The 14339-nt window shown below is 74.7% G+C and carries 18 protein-coding genes and 1 pseudogene; 7 read left to right on the top strand and 12 right to left on the bottom strand.

Going from position 1 to position 14339, the window contains the following annotated elements; genetic code table 11:
* Positions 1-42 precede the first annotated feature (42 nt).
* From ACIQIB_RS14785 to ACIQIB_RS14775, 3 genes are read left to right on the top strand one after another with little or no spacing between them, the layout of a single operon-like run.
* Positions 43-465, top strand: coding sequence for a hypothetical protein (locus ACIQIB_RS14785; RefSeq protein WP_400651769.1), 423 nt, complete (start codon positions 43-45; stop codon positions 463-465).
* Positions 465-788, top strand: a complete 324-nt coding sequence (locus ACIQIB_RS14780) for a PRC-barrel domain containing protein (RefSeq protein ID WP_400651771.1) — start codon at positions 465-467, stop codon at positions 786-788. The genes ACIQIB_RS14785 and ACIQIB_RS14780 overlap by 1 nt, the downstream gene beginning before the upstream one ends.
* A 6-nt stretch (positions 789-794) precedes the next feature.
* Positions 795-1373 (top strand): type 1 glutamine amidotransferase domain-containing protein, encoded by a 579-nt coding sequence (locus ACIQIB_RS14775; protein WP_400651773.1) that lies wholly within the window; start codon positions 795-797, stop codon positions 1371-1373.
* Between the two features lie 6 nt (positions 1374-1379).
* Here the strand turns inward: ACIQIB_RS14775 and ACIQIB_RS14770 are convergent, their stop codons facing one another.
* The 4 genes and pseudogenes from ACIQIB_RS14770 to ACIQIB_RS14755 all read right to left on the bottom strand — a co-directional run bounded on the left by ACIQIB_RS14770 (position 1380) and on the right by ACIQIB_RS14755 (position 4983).
* Positions 1380-2234, bottom strand: coding sequence for a DNA ligase (locus ACIQIB_RS14770; protein WP_400758332.1), 855 nt, complete (start codon positions 2232-2234; stop codon positions 1380-1382).
* Positions 2235-2366: 132 nt separating this feature from the next.
* Positions 2367-3245: pseudogene (gene ligD, locus ACIQIB_RS14765) on the bottom strand (non-homologous end-joining DNA ligase); the annotation flags it as partial.
* A gap of 53 nt (positions 3246-3298) precedes the next feature.
* Positions 3299-3862 (bottom strand): TetR family transcriptional regulator, encoded by a 564-nt coding sequence (locus tag ACIQIB_RS14760; protein WP_363606152.1) that lies wholly within the window; start codon positions 3860-3862, stop codon positions 3299-3301.
* Positions 3859-4983 carry a saccharopine dehydrogenase gene (locus ACIQIB_RS14755; RefSeq protein ID WP_400758191.1) on the bottom strand — a complete coding sequence of 375 codons (1125 nt, stop codon included), beginning with the start codon at positions 4981-4983 and terminating at the stop codon, positions 3859-3861. The genes ACIQIB_RS14760 and ACIQIB_RS14755 overlap by 4 nt, the downstream gene beginning before the upstream one ends.
* Before the next feature lie 195 nt (positions 4984-5178).
* Here ACIQIB_RS14755 and ACIQIB_RS14750 point away from each other — a divergent pair, with 195 nt between their 5' ends.
* Positions 5179-5781, top strand: a complete 603-nt coding sequence (locus tag ACIQIB_RS14750) for a DUF421 domain-containing protein (RefSeq protein WP_400651777.1) — start codon at positions 5179-5181, stop codon at positions 5779-5781.
* 28 nt (positions 5782-5809) lie between these two features.
* Here the strand turns inward: ACIQIB_RS14750 and ACIQIB_RS14745 are convergent, their stop codons facing one another.
* Both ACIQIB_RS14745 and ACIQIB_RS14740 read right to left on the bottom strand, forming a co-directional pair.
* On the bottom strand, positions 5810-6133 hold the full coding sequence (locus ACIQIB_RS14745) for a hypothetical protein (protein WP_400758189.1): 324 nt from the start codon (positions 6131-6133) through the stop codon (positions 5810-5812).
* An 83-nt stretch (positions 6134-6216) separates the two neighbouring features.
* A complete protein-coding gene (locus ACIQIB_RS14740; protein ID WP_363606146.1) occupies positions 6217-6471 on the bottom strand; it encodes a hypothetical protein in 255 nt (84 codons plus the stop codon).
* Between the two features lie 213 nt (positions 6472-6684).
* Between ACIQIB_RS14740 and ACIQIB_RS14735 the strand changes: the two genes are divergently transcribed.
* Complete coding sequence (locus tag ACIQIB_RS14735; protein ID WP_363606145.1) at positions 6685-7599, top strand: TIGR03619 family F420-dependent LLM class oxidoreductase; 915 nt, start codon at positions 6685-6687, stop codon at positions 7597-7599.
* A gap of 126 nt (positions 7600-7725) precedes the next feature.
* Here ACIQIB_RS14735 and ACIQIB_RS14730 read toward each other — a convergent pair whose 3' ends face one another.
* From ACIQIB_RS14730 to ACIQIB_RS14720, 3 genes are all read right to left on the bottom strand, one after another.
* On the bottom strand, positions 7726-7884 hold the full coding sequence (locus ACIQIB_RS14730) for a hypothetical protein (protein ID WP_363606144.1): 159 nt from the start codon (positions 7882-7884) through the stop codon (positions 7726-7728).
* A 242-nt stretch (positions 7885-8126) separates the two neighbouring features.
* Positions 8127-8558: a VOC family protein gene (locus ACIQIB_RS14725; RefSeq protein ID WP_400758187.1), complete on the bottom strand. Its 432-nt coding sequence runs from the start codon at positions 8556-8558 to the stop codon at positions 8127-8129.
* A gap of 84 nt (positions 8559-8642) precedes the next feature.
* Positions 8643-9542, bottom strand: a complete 900-nt coding sequence (locus ACIQIB_RS14720; RefSeq protein ID WP_400758185.1) for a helix-turn-helix domain-containing protein — start codon at positions 9540-9542, stop codon at positions 8643-8645.
* A 102-nt stretch (positions 9543-9644) separates the two neighbouring features.
* Between ACIQIB_RS14720 and ACIQIB_RS14715 the strand changes: the two genes are divergently transcribed.
* On the top strand, positions 9645-10079 hold the full coding sequence (locus ACIQIB_RS14715; RefSeq protein ID WP_363606140.1) for a CBS domain-containing protein: 435 nt from the start codon (positions 9645-9647) through the stop codon (positions 10077-10079).
* A 120-nt stretch (positions 10080-10199) separates the two neighbouring features.
* Here the strand turns inward: ACIQIB_RS14715 and ACIQIB_RS14710 are convergent, their stop codons facing one another.
* Positions 10200-10784 (bottom strand): pyridoxamine 5'-phosphate oxidase family protein, encoded by a 585-nt coding sequence (locus tag ACIQIB_RS14710; RefSeq protein WP_400651788.1) that lies wholly within the window; start codon positions 10782-10784, stop codon positions 10200-10202.
* 119 nt (positions 10785-10903) lie between these two features.
* Between ACIQIB_RS14710 and ACIQIB_RS14705 the strand changes: the two genes are divergently transcribed.
* Complete coding sequence (locus tag ACIQIB_RS14705) at positions 10904-11812, top strand: helix-turn-helix domain-containing protein (protein ID WP_363606137.1); 909 nt, start codon at positions 10904-10906, stop codon at positions 11810-11812.
* Positions 11813-12124: 312 nt separating this feature from the next.
* Here ACIQIB_RS14705 and ACIQIB_RS14700 read toward each other — a convergent pair whose 3' ends face one another.
* Together ACIQIB_RS14700 and ACIQIB_RS14695 are read right to left on the bottom strand one after the other, a co-directional pair.
* Positions 12125-12541 (bottom strand): HPP family protein, encoded by a 417-nt coding sequence (locus tag ACIQIB_RS14700; protein WP_400758183.1) that lies wholly within the window; start codon positions 12539-12541, stop codon positions 12125-12127.
* Between the two features lie 156 nt (positions 12542-12697).
* Positions 12698-14212, bottom strand: a complete 1515-nt coding sequence (locus ACIQIB_RS14695) for a DEAD/DEAH box helicase (protein WP_400758181.1) — start codon at positions 14210-14212, stop codon at positions 12698-12700.
* Positions 14213-14339 lie beyond the last annotated feature (127 nt).

The raw sequence follows: 14339 nt of genomic DNA, 5'->3' as shown, positions 1-14339 counted from the left end.
CCGGGTGTGAGGACGTCACCGGAAGTGTCGGAGGTGACCGAGATGGACGGACCCGCGTTGAGCGGACGGGAACGCCGGCTCCTCGAGGAGATCGAGTGCGACCTCCGCCAGGACACCCGTCTGGACCGGCGGTTGAGCACGATGGGCGCCAAGCAGTCCGGCCGCTTCCGGGGCGTGCTGCACGGCGCGCCGCACCGGGTGCCGCCTGCTGCGCTGCTGACCGCCCTGGTGATGTCGGCGATCTGCCTCAGCATCGGTGTGCGGACGCCGACCGTGCCGGTGCTGACGGCCCTCGGGGTGGTGTGGGCGGCGTCGGTGGCCGTCGCGGCCGCCGCGGCGGTGCTGCTGCGCCGTCGCACCGCGAGCCGTGACCGGCGCGAGGACGACGCGTACGGCCGGAGCGCCGGGCCCGGCGAGCGCCCGGAGCCCCCCGAACGCCGTCCCTGGGACCAACCGGAGGCGTGATGACCACCGACCTGTGGGAGTACCGTCCGGGCTCCCATCACGCTGCCGATCTGAGCCTGGCGGGCTACGAGGTGGAGGCGACCGACGGTCCGCTCGGCCGGGTGGAGAGCGATGCCGCCGACCACCTGCTGGTGGACACCGGGCCCTGGGTGCCCGGCGCCCGGGTGCTCGTCCCGGTCGGGCTGGTGTCCCGGATCGACCACCTGGAACTGGTGGTCCACCTCGACTGCCCGCGCGCCCGGATCCGCTCCGCCCCGCCGCCCTCGGCCGTCGAGCTGACCGCCCGCGGCCGCTCCGCGCTGGCCGAGCACTACACGGGGTGAACCCCGATGCCCCTGGTCACCCTCACCGGCCGGACGGTCGCCTTCCTGGTCGCGCCGAAAGGCGTCGAGCAGGTCGAACTGACCTCCCCCTGGCAGGCCGTGGCCGAGGCCGGAGGCACGCCGAGGCTGGTCTCCACCAAGCCCGGGCGGGTCCAGGCCTTCCGGCACCTGGACCGCGGCGACACCTTCCCGGTGGACGAGGTCGCCGCCGAGGCGGACCTCGTCCGCTACGACGGTCTCGTCCTGCCCGGCGGGGTCGCCAACCCCGACATCCTGCGGATGGATCCGGCCGCCGTCGCCTTCGTCCGCGCCTTCTGCGCGTCCGGCCGGCCGGTCGCGGTGATCTGCCACGGCCCGTGGACGCTGGTGGAGGCGGACGCCGTGCGCGGGCGGACGCTGACCTCCTGGCCGAGCATCCGGACCGATCTGGTCAACGCGGGCGCCCGGTGGGTGGACGAGGAGGTCCACGTCTGCCGGGCGGGCCCCGGCGTCCTGGTCTCCAGCCGCAAGCCGGCCGACCTCCCGGTGTTCAACGACACCCTGGTCACCGAGTTCGCGCACGCCGCCAGGGCCCGAAGACATTAGGCGTCCTCAGTCGCCCCGGAGCCGGACGAAGGCCGCCGTCGGCGGACGCCCGGGGGTGACGGTGACCTCGGCCCGCAGTGCCGCGGTCAGCGGCAGGATGCTCCCGTGGTCCGGGTCGCGCACCGGTGGGCCCAGCCGGCCGGCCGCCGCCTCCGTGACCCGGTGGGCCTGCACCGGGGTCAGCCGCGGGGCGGAGAGCAGGACCCGGCCGTCGTCGAGTTCCAGGACCAGCGCGAGCGGCCGGGCGGGCGTTCCCACGACGGCGCGCACCGTCGCGTCGACGGTGTCACCGCGCCGGTACTTCACCCAGAGCCGGCCGGCGCCGCGGGCACGGTAGCCGGAGCCGGCGGCTTTGCAGACCAGGCCTTCCACACCGGTGTCGGCCAGCCGCTCCATCCAGCTCATCGCCTCCGCCCGGTCGGTGGTCGCCAGCACCGGCTGGACCGGCGGCGGTACGTCGGCGAGCGCCGCGAGCAGCAGCCGGCGCCGGTCGGTGAGCGGCAGCCGTCGCACGTCGCGCCCGGGCAGGGCGAGGACGTCGAAGGCGATCAGGCCGAGGGCCACGTCGCCGGCCGTCCGGTCCTGCCGGGTGCGGAGCAGTTCCTCGAAGGCGAACCGGCCGTCGTGCCAGGCGACCAGCTCCGCGTCCAGCACCAGCCCGGCGGGCAGCCGGGCGACGGCGGCGGCGATCGAGGGGAAGTCGGGCGCGAGATCCCGCCCGGAGCGGGACTGGAGGTACGGCGGGCGCCGGCCGCGCGCGAAGGCCACACAGCGGAAGCCGTCCAGCTTGAGCTCGTACAGCACACCCGAGCCGCCCAGCCCGTCCTGCGGCGGGACGGCCGGCACGGCGGCCGGGCGCATCACCTCCACCGGCGGCTCCAGGACGACGGGACCGGCGGGCCGGGTGGCGCGAGCCCCGGCGGCCGCCGGGGCAGTGGGGGCCGTGCCAGCAGGGGGAGCCGGGGCAGGGGGAGCCGCCGACCGGGCGGCCGGCGGCAGCGGACGGGCTCGTGCCGGGTCGAGCAGCGGCGCGAGGAGATCCCCGTGCTCGGCCAGCCGCCCCGGCACCTCCGCGATGGTGAACACCAGCTCCTCCGCCGACCGTGCCCGCGCGAGCTCCGCCCAGGAGAGCGGTGCGGAGACCGTCGGGCGGGCCCGGGCCCGGACGGTGTAGGGCGCGGCGGTGGTCTTCCTGGCGGCGTTCTGCGACCAGTCCACCAGCACCCGCCCGGTGCGCCGGGCCTTCGCCATGGTGTGCACCACCAGGTCCGGACGCTCCGCCTCCAGCGCGGCGGCCAGCTGTTTGGCGTACCCGGAGACCCGTGCGCTCGGCGTCGGTTCCAGCGGCACCATCAGGTGCAGCCCCTTGGACCCGGAGGTCTTCACCCAGGCGTCGAGCCCGTCCGCCGCCAGCCGTTCACGCAGTAGCCCGGCCACCGTCCGGCAGGTCAGCACGGAGGCGCCCTCGCCCGGGTCGAGGTCCAGGACCAGCCGGTCGGCGAGCCCGGGCGCGGCGGCGTGCCACTGCGGCACGTGCAGCTCCAGACAGCCGAGGTTCGCCGCCCAGAGCAGGGCGGCGCCGTCGTCCAGGACCACCTGCCGAAGGTCTCCGCCGTCGCTCGGCACCTCCACCGTGCGCACCCAGCGCGGGGTCCCGGCGGGCGGGTTCCTGGCGATGAACACCTCGCCCTCCACCCCGTCCGGGCAGCGCAGGAAGGAGACCGGACGGTCGCGCAGGTGCGGCAGCAGAGCGGTGTGCACGGCCGCGTAGTAGCGCAGTACCTCGCCCTTGAGCGTGCCCGTCCGCGGGTAGTACACCTTGTCGAGGTGCGAGAGCGCGAGGGTGCGCCCGTCCACCACCATCTGCGGCATGGCCGCCTCCGAGCCTCCGCCGGGCCTCCGTTGCCAGTCTGCCCGGCGGGTCCCTACGGCGCGAGCAGGGCCCGGGCGGTCCGGACCAGTTCCTCGTCGGCCGCCGGGTCGCGCTCGCCCGCGATGCCGGAGCGGAACAGCGCCGCGCCCTCGACGAGCATCACGAACACCTGCGCCCGGGCCCGCCGCACCGGCTCCGGCAGCTCGGGCCGGCGCGCCGCGAGGAACGCCGCGACCTGGTCCCGGTACTCGGCGTAGAAGGCCCGGACGGCGCCCGCCACCGCCTCGTCGCGGGCCGCCAGCGCCCACAGTTCGGCGAACAGCCGGACCAGCCGGGCGTCGTCCTGCTCGGCCAGCAGCGCCCGGACCAGCTGGGCCTCCTCGGCCGGCTGCCCGAGCAGCGGCGCCAGCCGTTCCGCCGACCGTCCGAGCACCCGCTCCAGCACGGCGGCGACCAGCGCCGCGTACGTCGGGAAGTAGTACTGCAGATGCCCGAGCCGGACGCCCGCCGCCGCCGCGACCGCCCGCATCGACAGCTCGGTGCCGCCCGCGGTGGCCAGCAACTCCTCGGCCGCGTCCAGCAGTTGCGCCCGCCGCTGTTCGCCCTTGCCGCTCACGCGGCGGCCCCGGTCCGGCTGTCGGCGCCCGTCCGCGCGTCGGCGCGGACGGCGACGGTGACGCCGACCGCCGCGAGATCGGCCAGGACCTGGTCCGGCCGGGGCGTCTGCTCGGGGAACGCCACACCCACCGGCGGCGCGGCGCCGTCCGTGCCCAGGGCCCGGCGCAGGCCCAGCAGTGCGCCGACCGCCGTCAGATGGGCCTGCCCCGCGCGGTCCTCCACCACCGCGCTCAGCCCGTGTCCGCCGTGCCCGACGTCGATCCGCAGCCGGGCCACGCCGCCCGCGCCCGGTGAGTACAGCAGCGCGCGGCGGGCGGGCTCCCAGCGCTCGCCCCGGCCCCAGCGGAAGAGCCCGGCGTGCTTGGCGGCGAGCAGCGCCGTGGTGCTGGCCCGGGAGCTGAAGCCGATCCTGGTGGCGGCCGTGGTGGTGCCGAGGGTGAGCGGGAGGGTGAACTGCTCGGGGGTGTCGATCCCGGCGACCCGGGTGGGGGAGTCGCCGATCCGGACGGTGCGCGGGCCGCTGAGCGGGGCCACCGAACGGCGGCGGCCGTCCCGCACCACCTCGTAGTCGAGGCCGAGCCGGTCCATGAACTCCACCGAGTCGGCGCCGGCCCGGTCCGCGAGGTCCCACCGGATGGCGGTCTCGACCCGGTCGGCCCCGCCGAGCCGCTCCGCCAGGGCGGCCGTGACCAGGCTGGTCACCCCGCCCATCCAGGCGGAGGAGAGCAGCACCGGCGCCGTCGGGCGCAGCAGTGCCGCCACGGTGGCGGCCCGTTGCAGCCGAGCCGTCCAGCGGGTCACGTCGACGTAGGGGACGCCGGACCGGACGGCTGCGCGCAGCACCCGGTCGTCGGGGTCGTTGACCACGCTCGCCACGGCGCGGACGGCGGCGGTGAAGGGCGTCGGGTCGGTGAGGTCCCAGCGCCGGACCTCGGCGCCGCCGAGCTCCTGCGCGAGTGCGGCCCCGCGCTGTTCCGAGCGGCCGGTCAGCAGCAGCGGCCAGTGGGAGGCGGCGAGCCGCGCCAGTTCCGTGCCGACGGTGCCGTAGCCGCCGACCAGGAGGACGGGGCCGTCGGCGTCGAAGGTCAGGTCGTCGTGGACGTCCGTGAGGAGGTTCATGCGACAAAAATAGGTCATCCGACCTAAAGGAGCCGTCAGTGCCGCCCGGACCCGACGCCCCGCTCTGCCCGGCCGCCTCGCCGGACCGGGGCGGGGCGGGGTGCCGGGGTGTCGGGCAGGGCGTGGGAGCCGACGCGCGTAGCGTCGGTGCTCGGGCTGTTGCCGCCCCACCGGCGGGCTTGCGAGGAGCGGGGTATGTGGCGCGACCTGGTGATCATTCAGATGCCGGTCATCGAGAAGATCATTCGCACGGTCGCGGTCTACGCCCTGCTCGTGCTGCTGTTCCGACTGGCCGGAAAACGCGGCCTCGCCGGCCTCAACACCTTCGACTTCGTGGTCATCTTCCTGCTGTCGAACGTCGTGCAGAACGCCGTCATCGGCGCGGACAACAGCCTCCTCGGCGGTGTGGTCGGGGCGGTGACCCTGGTCGCCGTCAACTCCGCGGTGACCCGCTGGCTGGCCGGCGATCCGAGGGCGGCACGGCTGCTGGAGGGGACCGCGACCACCGTCGTCCGGGACGGCGCCCTGGTGCCCGGGGCGGTACGGCGCCTGGCGCTGCGCCCCTCGGAGATCAAACACGCCGTCCGCATGCAGAACGGCGACAGCATCAGCGATGTCCGCACCGGGCGGCTGGAGCCGGACGGACAGCTGGTCATCACGCTCAAGCCCGCGGAGCAGGGCGCCACCCGCGGTGACATCGCCGCGTTGCAGCGGCGGCTCACCGCGATCGAGGAACTGCTGTCGGCCCTCGCCGAGCACAGGGCCGATCCCGACGGCCCGCGGCCGTCGGGATCCTGACCCGGGGGGAGGGACGGCCGGACGCCCCTCAGGACACCTTCAGCCGTCGCGGCCCGGCCGCGCCGCCCTCGTCACGGGGCACGGCCGGCGGGTGGACGGCCTCCGGGAAGGCGGGCGGGCCGGCGGACGCGGCGACCTCGGGAGGAGGCGGCGGCGCGTGATGCGCCGACCGCAGCCAGCGCGCCAGGGTGTGGACGAACCCCGGGCCGAGCGCCGCCACGTGGTGGAGCTGCTGGAGGTCGCCCCTGCCGAGCGGCACGCCGGCCTGGGTGAGAGCGGCCAGGACGGGATGGACGAGGGCCCAGTTCGTCCGGGCTGCGGGAGGGTGGCCGGTATGCGCGGGGTCTGTCACGGTGGGAACAACCCGCGCCGGCCTCCGCTGGTCACGCTCCGCCGCCGATGGACCCGGCCGGGCACGCCCGAAGGTGTGAACCTTCAGTCCGGGTCGCCGTCCGTGACCGAGGCGCGCAACCGGGCGACCACCGCGGCGGCCGCCTCCCGGGTCACCGGGTCCGGATCGCGCAGGCGCTCCCCCAGGAGCTCGATGGCGGCGCCGATCACCGCCGCCGGAAGGACGACCTCCCGGAGCGCGAGCATCTGCGCGGCCGCCCGTTGCCCGGCACTCTCCGGGCCCTGCGGGGGAATCACGGCTGACCTCGTCGTCGAGGAACGGTCGCTCCCGTTGCTCATCGCGTACCTCCGTGTCGTTGTGCGGCCGGCCGTCGGCGGGCCGTGCGCGCCTGCGGGCCCCGCCGGGTCAGGACGGTGGCCTGCCGGCACCACCTGCACAACCGCTGTGGCCGCCGGTGGTTACGGCCGGGCCCGGCCGTAACCACCGGCGGTACCGAACCGGATTCCCGGGTAGGACAGCATTCTTCGAGTAAGACCTGAGGAGGTTTTCTGATGCGGATCGGATTCTCCGTTCCCCAGTTCGGCGTCTTCGCCGACCCGGATCTCGTCGTCGAGTCCAGCCGGGCACTGGAGGCCATGGGATACGACAGCCTGTGGGTCGGTGACCGGATCCTCGGGCCGGTCGAGCCCAGCGACCCGTACCCGGGCGGTGATCCCATGCCCGAGGAGTTCGCCACCAACCTGGACCCGCTGCTCACACTGACCCTGGCCGCCACCGCCACCGAGCGGGTACGGCTGGGCAGCAGCACCCTCAACGCCCTCTGGCAGCCGCCCGTTCTGCTCGCCCGGACCCTGACCACCCTGGACCTGCTGAGCCACGGGCGCCTGGATGTCGGCATCGGCCTGGGCTGGCTGCGCGACGAGTACACCGCGGCCGGCGTGCCCTGGCAGGGCCGGGGCGCCCGCCTGGAGGAGACGCTCGACCTCCTGGAGGCCATCTGGACGTCGGACGTGGTGGCGCACCGGGGGGCGCTGTTCGACGTCCCGGCGTCCCGGATCCCCCGCAAGCCCGCGCAGCGGCCACGGCCGCCGATCCTGCTGGGCGGGTTCGGCCCGGCGGCGTTGGAACGGGTCGGACGCCGGGGTGACGGCTGGCTGGCGGCGGCGATGCCGCTGCCCCATCTGACCGGTCTCTGGGGCCTGGCCCTGCGGGCGGCCGAAGAGGCGGACCGGGATCCGGCCCGGCTGCGCATGGTCGTACGGGCGAATCCGACCATCACCGCGTCCCCGGCCGATCCGGCGCACACCCACAAGCGGGGGACGGTCCGTCAGGTCTGCGACTATCTGCGTTCCGCCGTCGAGGCGGGGGCGGACGAGGTCTTCGTCGACGCCCAGCTGACCACCTCCACGGCGGACGAACTCCTGGATCTCGCCCAGGAGTTCATCACGGTCCTGCGCAAGGGCTAAGGACGATTCCCGGGGCGGTGCCGACCGCCGCCCTGCCGCCGCCCCGTGCCCGGGAAGCCCTGGGCGCGGGGCGGCGGTTTCCGGGGGCCGTCTTCACCCCCGGCCGGGAGCGCGGACGGCCGCCGGTCATCTGCGCGAGTGGCGGCCGAGGGACACGCCGCCGAAGACGAGCGCGACGACGAACAGCACGATGCCGATGATCATCAGCCAGAGCAGGCCCTTGACCAGGGCGCCGACGAAGCCGAAGACCACCGCGAGCAGCACGATGATCAGGAAGAGAATCATCGGGGACTCCTGTCGACGAGGGGACGGGGGGAGGGGGAGGGGGAAGCCGGCCCGGCGCCCGGCGGCGCCCTCGGCCCTGTCGTCCGGCCTGCGTACGATCGCCTCTTCTCACGGTCCGTGGCCGGACCGGAAGCCGACCCGGTGCTCCCGCTCCTTCCGAGCCTTGTCGTCCCCCGGGCCGCCTGCAACCGGAGGGGTGGAAGCGGGGCCCCGGGCGCGCGTACGCCCGCGCGCCCGTCCGGTCAGCCCCGGCCGGCCGCCGGAGGCCGCGGGGCGCCCGGGTAGGTGCCGAAGGACCAGTGGTTGCCCTCCGGATCGGCGGCGGCGAAGTCGCGCGAGCCGTAGTCGGTCTCGTGCGGCCCGGTGGTGATGCGGGCGCCGGCCGCGACCGCACGCGCGTGCACGCCGTCCGGGTCGGCCGTGACCACGTACGCCGTGAAGCCGCCCGTCCGGCCGGGCCAGGGGTGGCTGCCGTCCGGGGTCTCCTGGTCGGAGCCCAGCATCACACCGCCGCCCTCGGGCCAGGCGAGTTCGGCGTGCGCGACGAACTCGCCCTCGCCGTACGTGACGACCTCCTGGAAGCCGAAGGCGTCGACCAGGAAGCGGATCAGGGCCCGGGCGTCGCGGGCGTGCAGGCTGGGCCAGACCTGCGGAGCGGGAGTCGGAGTGTCCATGGCTGCGTGCCTCCTCGGAGCGGGGTCGCCTGGGGTGGGCGGGGCCGACGACTCCCGCCAGGCGGGCGAATCGTCGGACCCGCCCTACTCAGGCCGGGGTGACGGCTCCCACTCTGCCGCCGCCGTGCCCGCCCCGCCTTGGACGTTTCGGAACTTCGCCGCGTCCGGCCCCTCCGCGGCCAGCCAGGCGCTCGGCGCGCACCCGGCCAGCGCCCGGAACTCGCGGGCCAGATGGGCCTGGTCGAAGTAACCGCAGGAGACGGCCGGCTCCGCGAGCCGGGGCCGGGGCCCGGACGCGGCGAGCAGCCGGCGGGCCCGGTCGAAGCGGATCACCCGGGCGGCGGCCTTCGGCGTCAGCCCGGTCTCCTGGCGGAACCGGTCGCGCAGATGGCGGCCGCTCCACCCGGTCTCCCGCGCCAGCTCCGCCACCGGCAGCGTCCCGCCGCTGCGGCGGAGCGCCCGCCAGGCCCACCCGACCTCGGCCGGCACCCGTCCGGACGGGCGGGCGGCCCGCAGCAGCGCCCCGTCCAGCACGGCGAACCGCTCGGGCCAGCCGGCGGCGGTCCGCAGTTCCTCCTGGAGGCGCTCGCCGAACGGGCCGAGGACGTCCTCGGCCGGCAGGCTGATCCCGGCCAGCTCCCCGGCGGGCAGGCCGAACAGCGCCCGGGCGGCCAGCGGGTGGACGGCGAGCTGGACACCCGACTGGCGGCCGTCGTGAGTGATCAGCGCGGGGGAGGTGTGCAGCCCGCCGAGGAGGGTGGCGTAGACGGCGGGAGGCTGCGCGGGATCGGGGTGTCCGGCGATGGTGAGCGGCTCGTCCAGCGTGAGGATGAAGGTCAGGTACGGCGACGGCAGGCCCCGGTGCACGGCGGGCGCGATGCCGCGCCGGCGGTACCCGGAGTACCAGGTCACATACGGGCGCAGCGCCGTCGCGGGCCGGGCCCGCACGGCTTCGTCGACCACCTCGGCGAGATCCTGGGTCACGCCTCCAGTATCGGGCGGTGGGCTCGCGGGCCGCCAAAGTGTTGCTTATGGTGATCGCAGAGGTACACCGAGAGCTCGGGGGAGACCTGTGAAGGAGTCCCAGTGACCACTGCCCGAGACATCATGCACACCGGCGCCCAGTGCATCCGCGCCGACCAGACCCTCGCCGAAGCCGCCATGATGATGCGCGACATGCACGTCGGCGCCCTCCCGATCTGCGGCAACGACCAGAAGCTGAAGGGCATCATCACCGACCGCGACATCGTCGTCCGATGTATCGCGGAGGGCAAGGAACCGGCCGACATGACGGCCATGGAGCTGGCCGGGCACCTGCACTGTGTCCGTGCCGAGGACAGCATGGACGTGGTGCTGAAGAAGATGGAGCAGCACCAGATCCGCCGTATCCCGGTCATCGACGGGGAGCGCCTGGTCGGCATGATCAGCGAGGCTGACCTCGCCATGGGGCACCGCGAGGGACACCGGCTGACGGATCAGCAGATCATCGATTTCATGGACAGCGTCTACATGAAGCGGTAGTTCACCCGCCCGCCCAAGGCGGCCGGGAGCCCTCGCGCGGTGCTGCGCGAGGGCTCCCGGCCGTGGACGGCGGCACGGGCGTCGTCGTCACGCCGATGCCGGTGTGCCGACGGCCTCTGGTCATGCGGGGCGCGGCGGGAGGGGCAGGGGGAGCGCGGGGAGGCCGTCGATGCTGCTGCCGACGTACTCCTTGCCCTCGCAGTAGGTGTTGAACTCGTCCTCCGTCTTGCGGCCGAAGTACTGCTCGTGCAGGTCGCGGTCGGACCGGTAGTCCATCAGCGGGACGGCGAACCCGCAGGAGTCGCTGACCCGGTCGGCCCTCACCAGCACGATCGCACGCAGCCCGGAGCCGTCGGCGCCCTCGTCGAACCGGCCCAGCAGGCCGGCGAAGCGCGGGTCGTCGCGGAACACCGGCTCGCCCCGGCCGTGCACCCGCACCACGGTGGGCGGGCCGTCGAAGGCGCACCACATCAGGGTGATCCGGCCGTTCTCCCGCAGATGGGCGATGGTCTCGGCGGTCGAACCGCCGAAGTCGAGGTAGGCGACGGTGAGTTCGTCGATCACGGCGAGGGTGCCGGACCGGCCCTTCGGTGAGACGTTGACGTGTCCGTCGGCGGCGAGCGGCGCGGTGGCGACGAAGTAGACGGGCTGACTTTCGATGAACTTCCGCAGTCGGCCGTCGATGCGTTCGTAAGTCTTTCCCATGCGGATGATTGTGCCTCATCTCGCCTGCCAAGAAAACTGTTCTCACCTGTCGAGACAAGGCCGCTGCCCTATGATAGGTCGTGCGCATGCCAATCGGTGGGCCGACCATGGGAGTTGCGATGGACCTGGAACACGGGGCGATGGATGCGGAGTGCGAGATGGCGTACGGCGCACCGGCGGAGCCGCTCCGTCCGTACGTCCTCGGCTACCGGGGTTACGACATGACGCTCCGTCAGCCCAGGCGCCGGCTGGAGGTGCCGACCGACGTCGTCACCTTGGCGATCGGCTTCGAGGGCGCCATGCGGCTGACCGACGCGGTGGCCGCGACACCGCCGGAGTCGTTCGGCTCGGTGGCCGCCGGGCTGCGCCGCACGGCGACGATCGCCGAGCACGGCGGCCGGCTCTACGGCCTCACGGTCTCGCTCACGCCCCAGGGCGCCTTCCACCTCCTCGGGCCGGCGGCAGGCGAGTTGGGCGGCCAGTGGGCCGACGCCGGGGAGGTGCTGGGCAAGTCGCTGCGCGGCCTGGCCGGCCGACTGGCGGAGGCCCCCGGCTGGGGCGCGCGGTTCGCGCTCCTCGACGCCTTCTTCGCGTCCCGGCTGGTGGACGGACGGCCGTGGGAGCCCTCCGTCGCCTGGGCCTGGCACGAACTGCGCCGCTCCCACGGGCTGGTGCCGGTCAGGGCGCTGGTGGAGGGCACCGGCTGGAGCCGCCGACGCCTCGAACTGCGCTTCCGCGAGCACCTCGGGGTGCCGCCGAAACAGGTCGCGAAGATCATCCGCCTGCAGCGGACGCTGACGGTGCTGGAGCGGCGACCGGACTGGGACGGCGCCCGGATCGCCTCGCAGTGCGGGTTCTACGACCAGTCGCACCTCGACCGCACCTTCCGGGGGATGGTGGGCTGCTCCCCACGCGAGTTCCTCGCCTCCCGCCGGGCGGCCGTCCCGCCCGAACCGACGGACCGCTTGGCGGGACGGGTGACCAGCGCCGTCCTGGCGGCGGGCCGGCCCCGCCACCACGCGGGCTGACCCCCGGGCTCGTTCTCCGCGGGGGCGTCGTGCGGCCCGCCGCTCCGAAACTGCGCATTCGTACAAGACGACGATTGCGACCGTCCGCCATGCTCGGAGCGACCGGCCGGTACGGGGGACCGGCCGGGCATACGGCAGACGGGCCCGGCGGTCGGCGGCTGAGAGCCGCGCCGGCGGCTCCTGCCCGGCGCTACGCGGCTTCGGGGCGCACTCCGCCCCTGGTGGACGAAGTCCACCAGGGGCGGCATGAGCGGGGTGAGCGAGGTCCAGGGGGCGGAATCGTCCGGTTCCCCGTGGACCCGTCCGCTCGTGTCAGCAGCCGGTCCGGGGCGGGCCGGACGGCGCCTGGAGGCTGAGCAGGCCGATGACGTGGCCGTCGTGGTCCACCACCGGCCACGCGTCCAGGCCCCGGGAGCGCATGGCGGCGGCCGCGACCGTGGCGGGCATGTCGGCGGTGGCGAACGGGGCGCGGTCGTGCACGATGTCGCGGACCGGGGTGCGTTCGGTGTACCAGGACCGGGCCTGGAACGGCGCGAGATGCAGGCGGGTCAGCAGCCCGGCGCAGCGGCCCTCCTCGTCGCGGACCAGGGCGTGGTCGGCGCCGGAGCTCCGGAGGATGTCCATCGCCGTGTCGACCATGACATCGTCGCTGATCTGCAGCTCCGGGCGTGTCATGAGGTCGCCGACCGTGGCGGTGGCGGCGGTGGGGTGTTCGAGCATGACGGTCATGGGCGTGGCTCCTTCGCGTCGGTCCCGCCGATGACGGCGGCGATCAGGGCACTGGCGGGGAGAGCGTTCGACGGGGCCGCCAGCTTCGGCGTCCGGCGTCCGTCCTGCGGTCGTCGCGGGCCCGGCCCGCCGCGCGGGCCGGGCAGGTGCGGCGTCCTACGCGGCGAGGGCGACGCGCCTCGGCGCCCGGCGGCGGGAGCCGGCCGCGCCCTGCGGGTTACGGCCGGTGCCGGCGCTGGTGCCGGTGCCGGCGGCGGCGGGGCGGCTGCGGCGGCCGCGGTTGGCGGAGGCGCTGCGGCGGGGGCGTTCCACGACGGGGTCGGCGATCACGACCGGGATGCCGGTGGGGACGCGGGCGCCGGTGATGCGGGCGAGCTCCCCGTCGCTGGAGTGGACCCGGGTGGCGGTGGGGGTGATGCCCGCGGTGGCCATCATGCGGGCCGTTTCGCGGCGCTGGTTGGGCAGGACGAGAGTGACCACGGTGCCGGACTCGCCGGCCCGTGCGGTGCGGCCGCCGCGGTGCAGGTAGTCCTTGTGGTCGGCCGGCGGGTCGAGGTTGACGACCAGGTCCAGTCCGTCGATGTGGATGCCCCGGGCGGCGACGTTGGTGGCGATCAGCGCGGTGACCCGGCCGGAGCGGAACTGTTCGAGGGTGCGGGTGCGCTGGGGCTGGGACTTGCCGCCGTGCAGCGCGGCGGCCTTCACCCCGTTGGCGAGCAGGTCCTCGACCAGGCGGTCGGCGCCGTGCTTGGTGTCGATGAACATGATCACACCGCCCTCGCGGGAGGCGATGTGGGCGATCGTGGCGTTCTTGTCGTGGTTCTGCACATGGAGCACGTGGTGCTCCATGGTGCTGACCGTGGCGGCGGACGGGTCCACCGAGTGGGTGACGGGGTCGTTGAGGAAGCGGCGCACGAGCCGGTCGACGTTGCGGTCCAGGGTCGCGGAGAACAGCATCGTCTGACCGTCGGCGGCGACCTGGTCGAGCAGTTCGGTGACCTGCGGCAGGAAGCCCAGGTCGGCCATCTGGTCGGCCTCGTCGAGCACCGTGATGCCGACCTCGTCGAGCCGGCAGTCACCGCGCTGGATCAGGTCCTTGAGCCGGCCGGGGGTGGCGACGACGACCTCCGCGCCCCGGTTCAGCGCCTGGGCCTGGCGGCCGATCGACATCCCGCCGACCACGGTCGCCAGCCGCAGTCGCACCGAGTGGGCGTAGGGGGTGAGCGCCTCGGTGACCTGCTGGGCGAGCTCCCGGGTGGGGACGAGCACCAGGGCCAGCGGGCGGCGCGGCTCGGCGCGGCGGCCGGCCGTGCGGGCCAGCAGGGCGAGGCCGAACGCGATGGTCTTGCCGGAGCCCGTACGGCCTCGGCCGAGTACGTCGCGTCCGGCCAGCGAGTTGGGCAGCGTGGCGGCCTGGATCGGGAACGGCGAGGTAACGCCCTGGCGGGTCAGCGTCGAGAGCAGGGCCTTGGGCATGTCCAGCTCGCCGAAGGACTCGACGGCGGGCAGCGCCGGTGTGGTGCTGACCGGCATCGCGAACTCGCCCTGCGGCGATGAGCCCTGACGCCCGGTCGGGCCGGTGAAGCGCCGGCCGCCGCCCGAGCGGGACCGGGAGCCGCCGCCGGAGCGGGAGCCGGAGTTCTGGTGTGAGGAGCGACTGGAGCGGTTCATGCGGAAACCTTCCTCGGTGCGGCACGTCACGAGGAGGGCTCTGCGGCGCGGGTGCGGCAGAGATCGCAAGGAACGGGCCAGAAACTGTGACGAGCGGAGCGTGGACGGTGAAACCGTTGCGGCACGT

It is taken from the genome of Kitasatospora sp. NPDC092286, assembly GCF_044755565.1.
In the GTDB taxonomy this organism is placed as follows: Bacteria; Actinomycetota; Actinomycetes; order Streptomycetales; family Streptomycetaceae; genus Kitasatospora.
Note: the sequence above shows the minus strand (reverse complement) of the source record. Positions and strands in the feature narration are given on the sequence as shown.

Excerpts from the sequence above, each read along its gene's own strand:
- ACIQIB_RS14785 (WP_400651769.1), top strand. The coding sequence starts at position 43 with ATGGACGGACCCGCGTTGAGCGGACGGGAACGCCGGCTCCTCGAGGAG.
- ACIQIB_RS14780 (WP_400651771.1), top strand. The coding sequence starts at position 465 with ATGACCACCGACCTGTGGGAGTACCGTCCGGGCTCCCATCACGCTGCC.
- ACIQIB_RS14775 (WP_400651773.1), top strand. The coding sequence starts at position 795 with ATGCCCCTGGTCACCCTCACCGGCCGGACGGTCGCCTTCCTGGTCGCG.
- ACIQIB_RS14770 (WP_400758332.1), bottom strand. The coding sequence starts at position 2,234 with ATGCGCCCGGCCGCCGTGCCGGCCGTCCCGCCGCAGGACGGGCTGGGC.
- ACIQIB_RS14755 (WP_400758191.1), bottom strand. The coding sequence starts at position 4,983 with ATGAACCTCCTCACGGACGTCCACGACGACCTGACCTTCGACGCCGAC.
- ACIQIB_RS14750 (WP_400651777.1), top strand. The coding sequence starts at position 5,179 with ATGTGGCGCGACCTGGTGATCATTCAGATGCCGGTCATCGAGAAGATC.
- ACIQIB_RS14740 (WP_363606146.1), bottom strand. The coding sequence starts at position 6,471 with ATGAGCAACGGGAGCGACCGTTCCTCGACGACGAGGTCAGCCGTGATT.
- ACIQIB_RS14735 (WP_363606145.1), top strand. The coding sequence starts at position 6,685 with ATGCGGATCGGATTCTCCGTTCCCCAGTTCGGCGTCTTCGCCGACCCG.
- ACIQIB_RS14730 (WP_363606144.1), bottom strand. The coding sequence starts at position 7,884 with ATGATTCTCTTCCTGATCATCGTGCTGCTCGCGGTGGTCTTCGGCTTC.
- ACIQIB_RS14725 (WP_400758187.1), bottom strand. The coding sequence starts at position 8,558 with ATGGACACTCCGACTCCCGCTCCGCAGGTCTGGCCCAGCCTGCACGCC.
- ACIQIB_RS14710 (WP_400651788.1), bottom strand. The coding sequence starts at position 10,784 with ATGGGAAAGACTTACGAACGCATCGACGGCCGACTGCGGAAGTTCATC.
- ACIQIB_RS14705 (WP_363606137.1), top strand. The coding sequence starts at position 10,904 with ATGGACCTGGAACACGGGGCGATGGATGCGGAGTGCGAGATGGCGTAC.
- ACIQIB_RS14700 (WP_400758183.1), bottom strand. The coding sequence starts at position 12,541 with ATGACCGTCATGCTCGAACACCCCACCGCCGCCACCGCCACGGTCGGC.
- ACIQIB_RS14695 (WP_400758181.1), bottom strand. The coding sequence starts at position 14,212 with ATGAACCGCTCCAGTCGCTCCTCACACCAGAACTCCGGCTCCCGCTCC.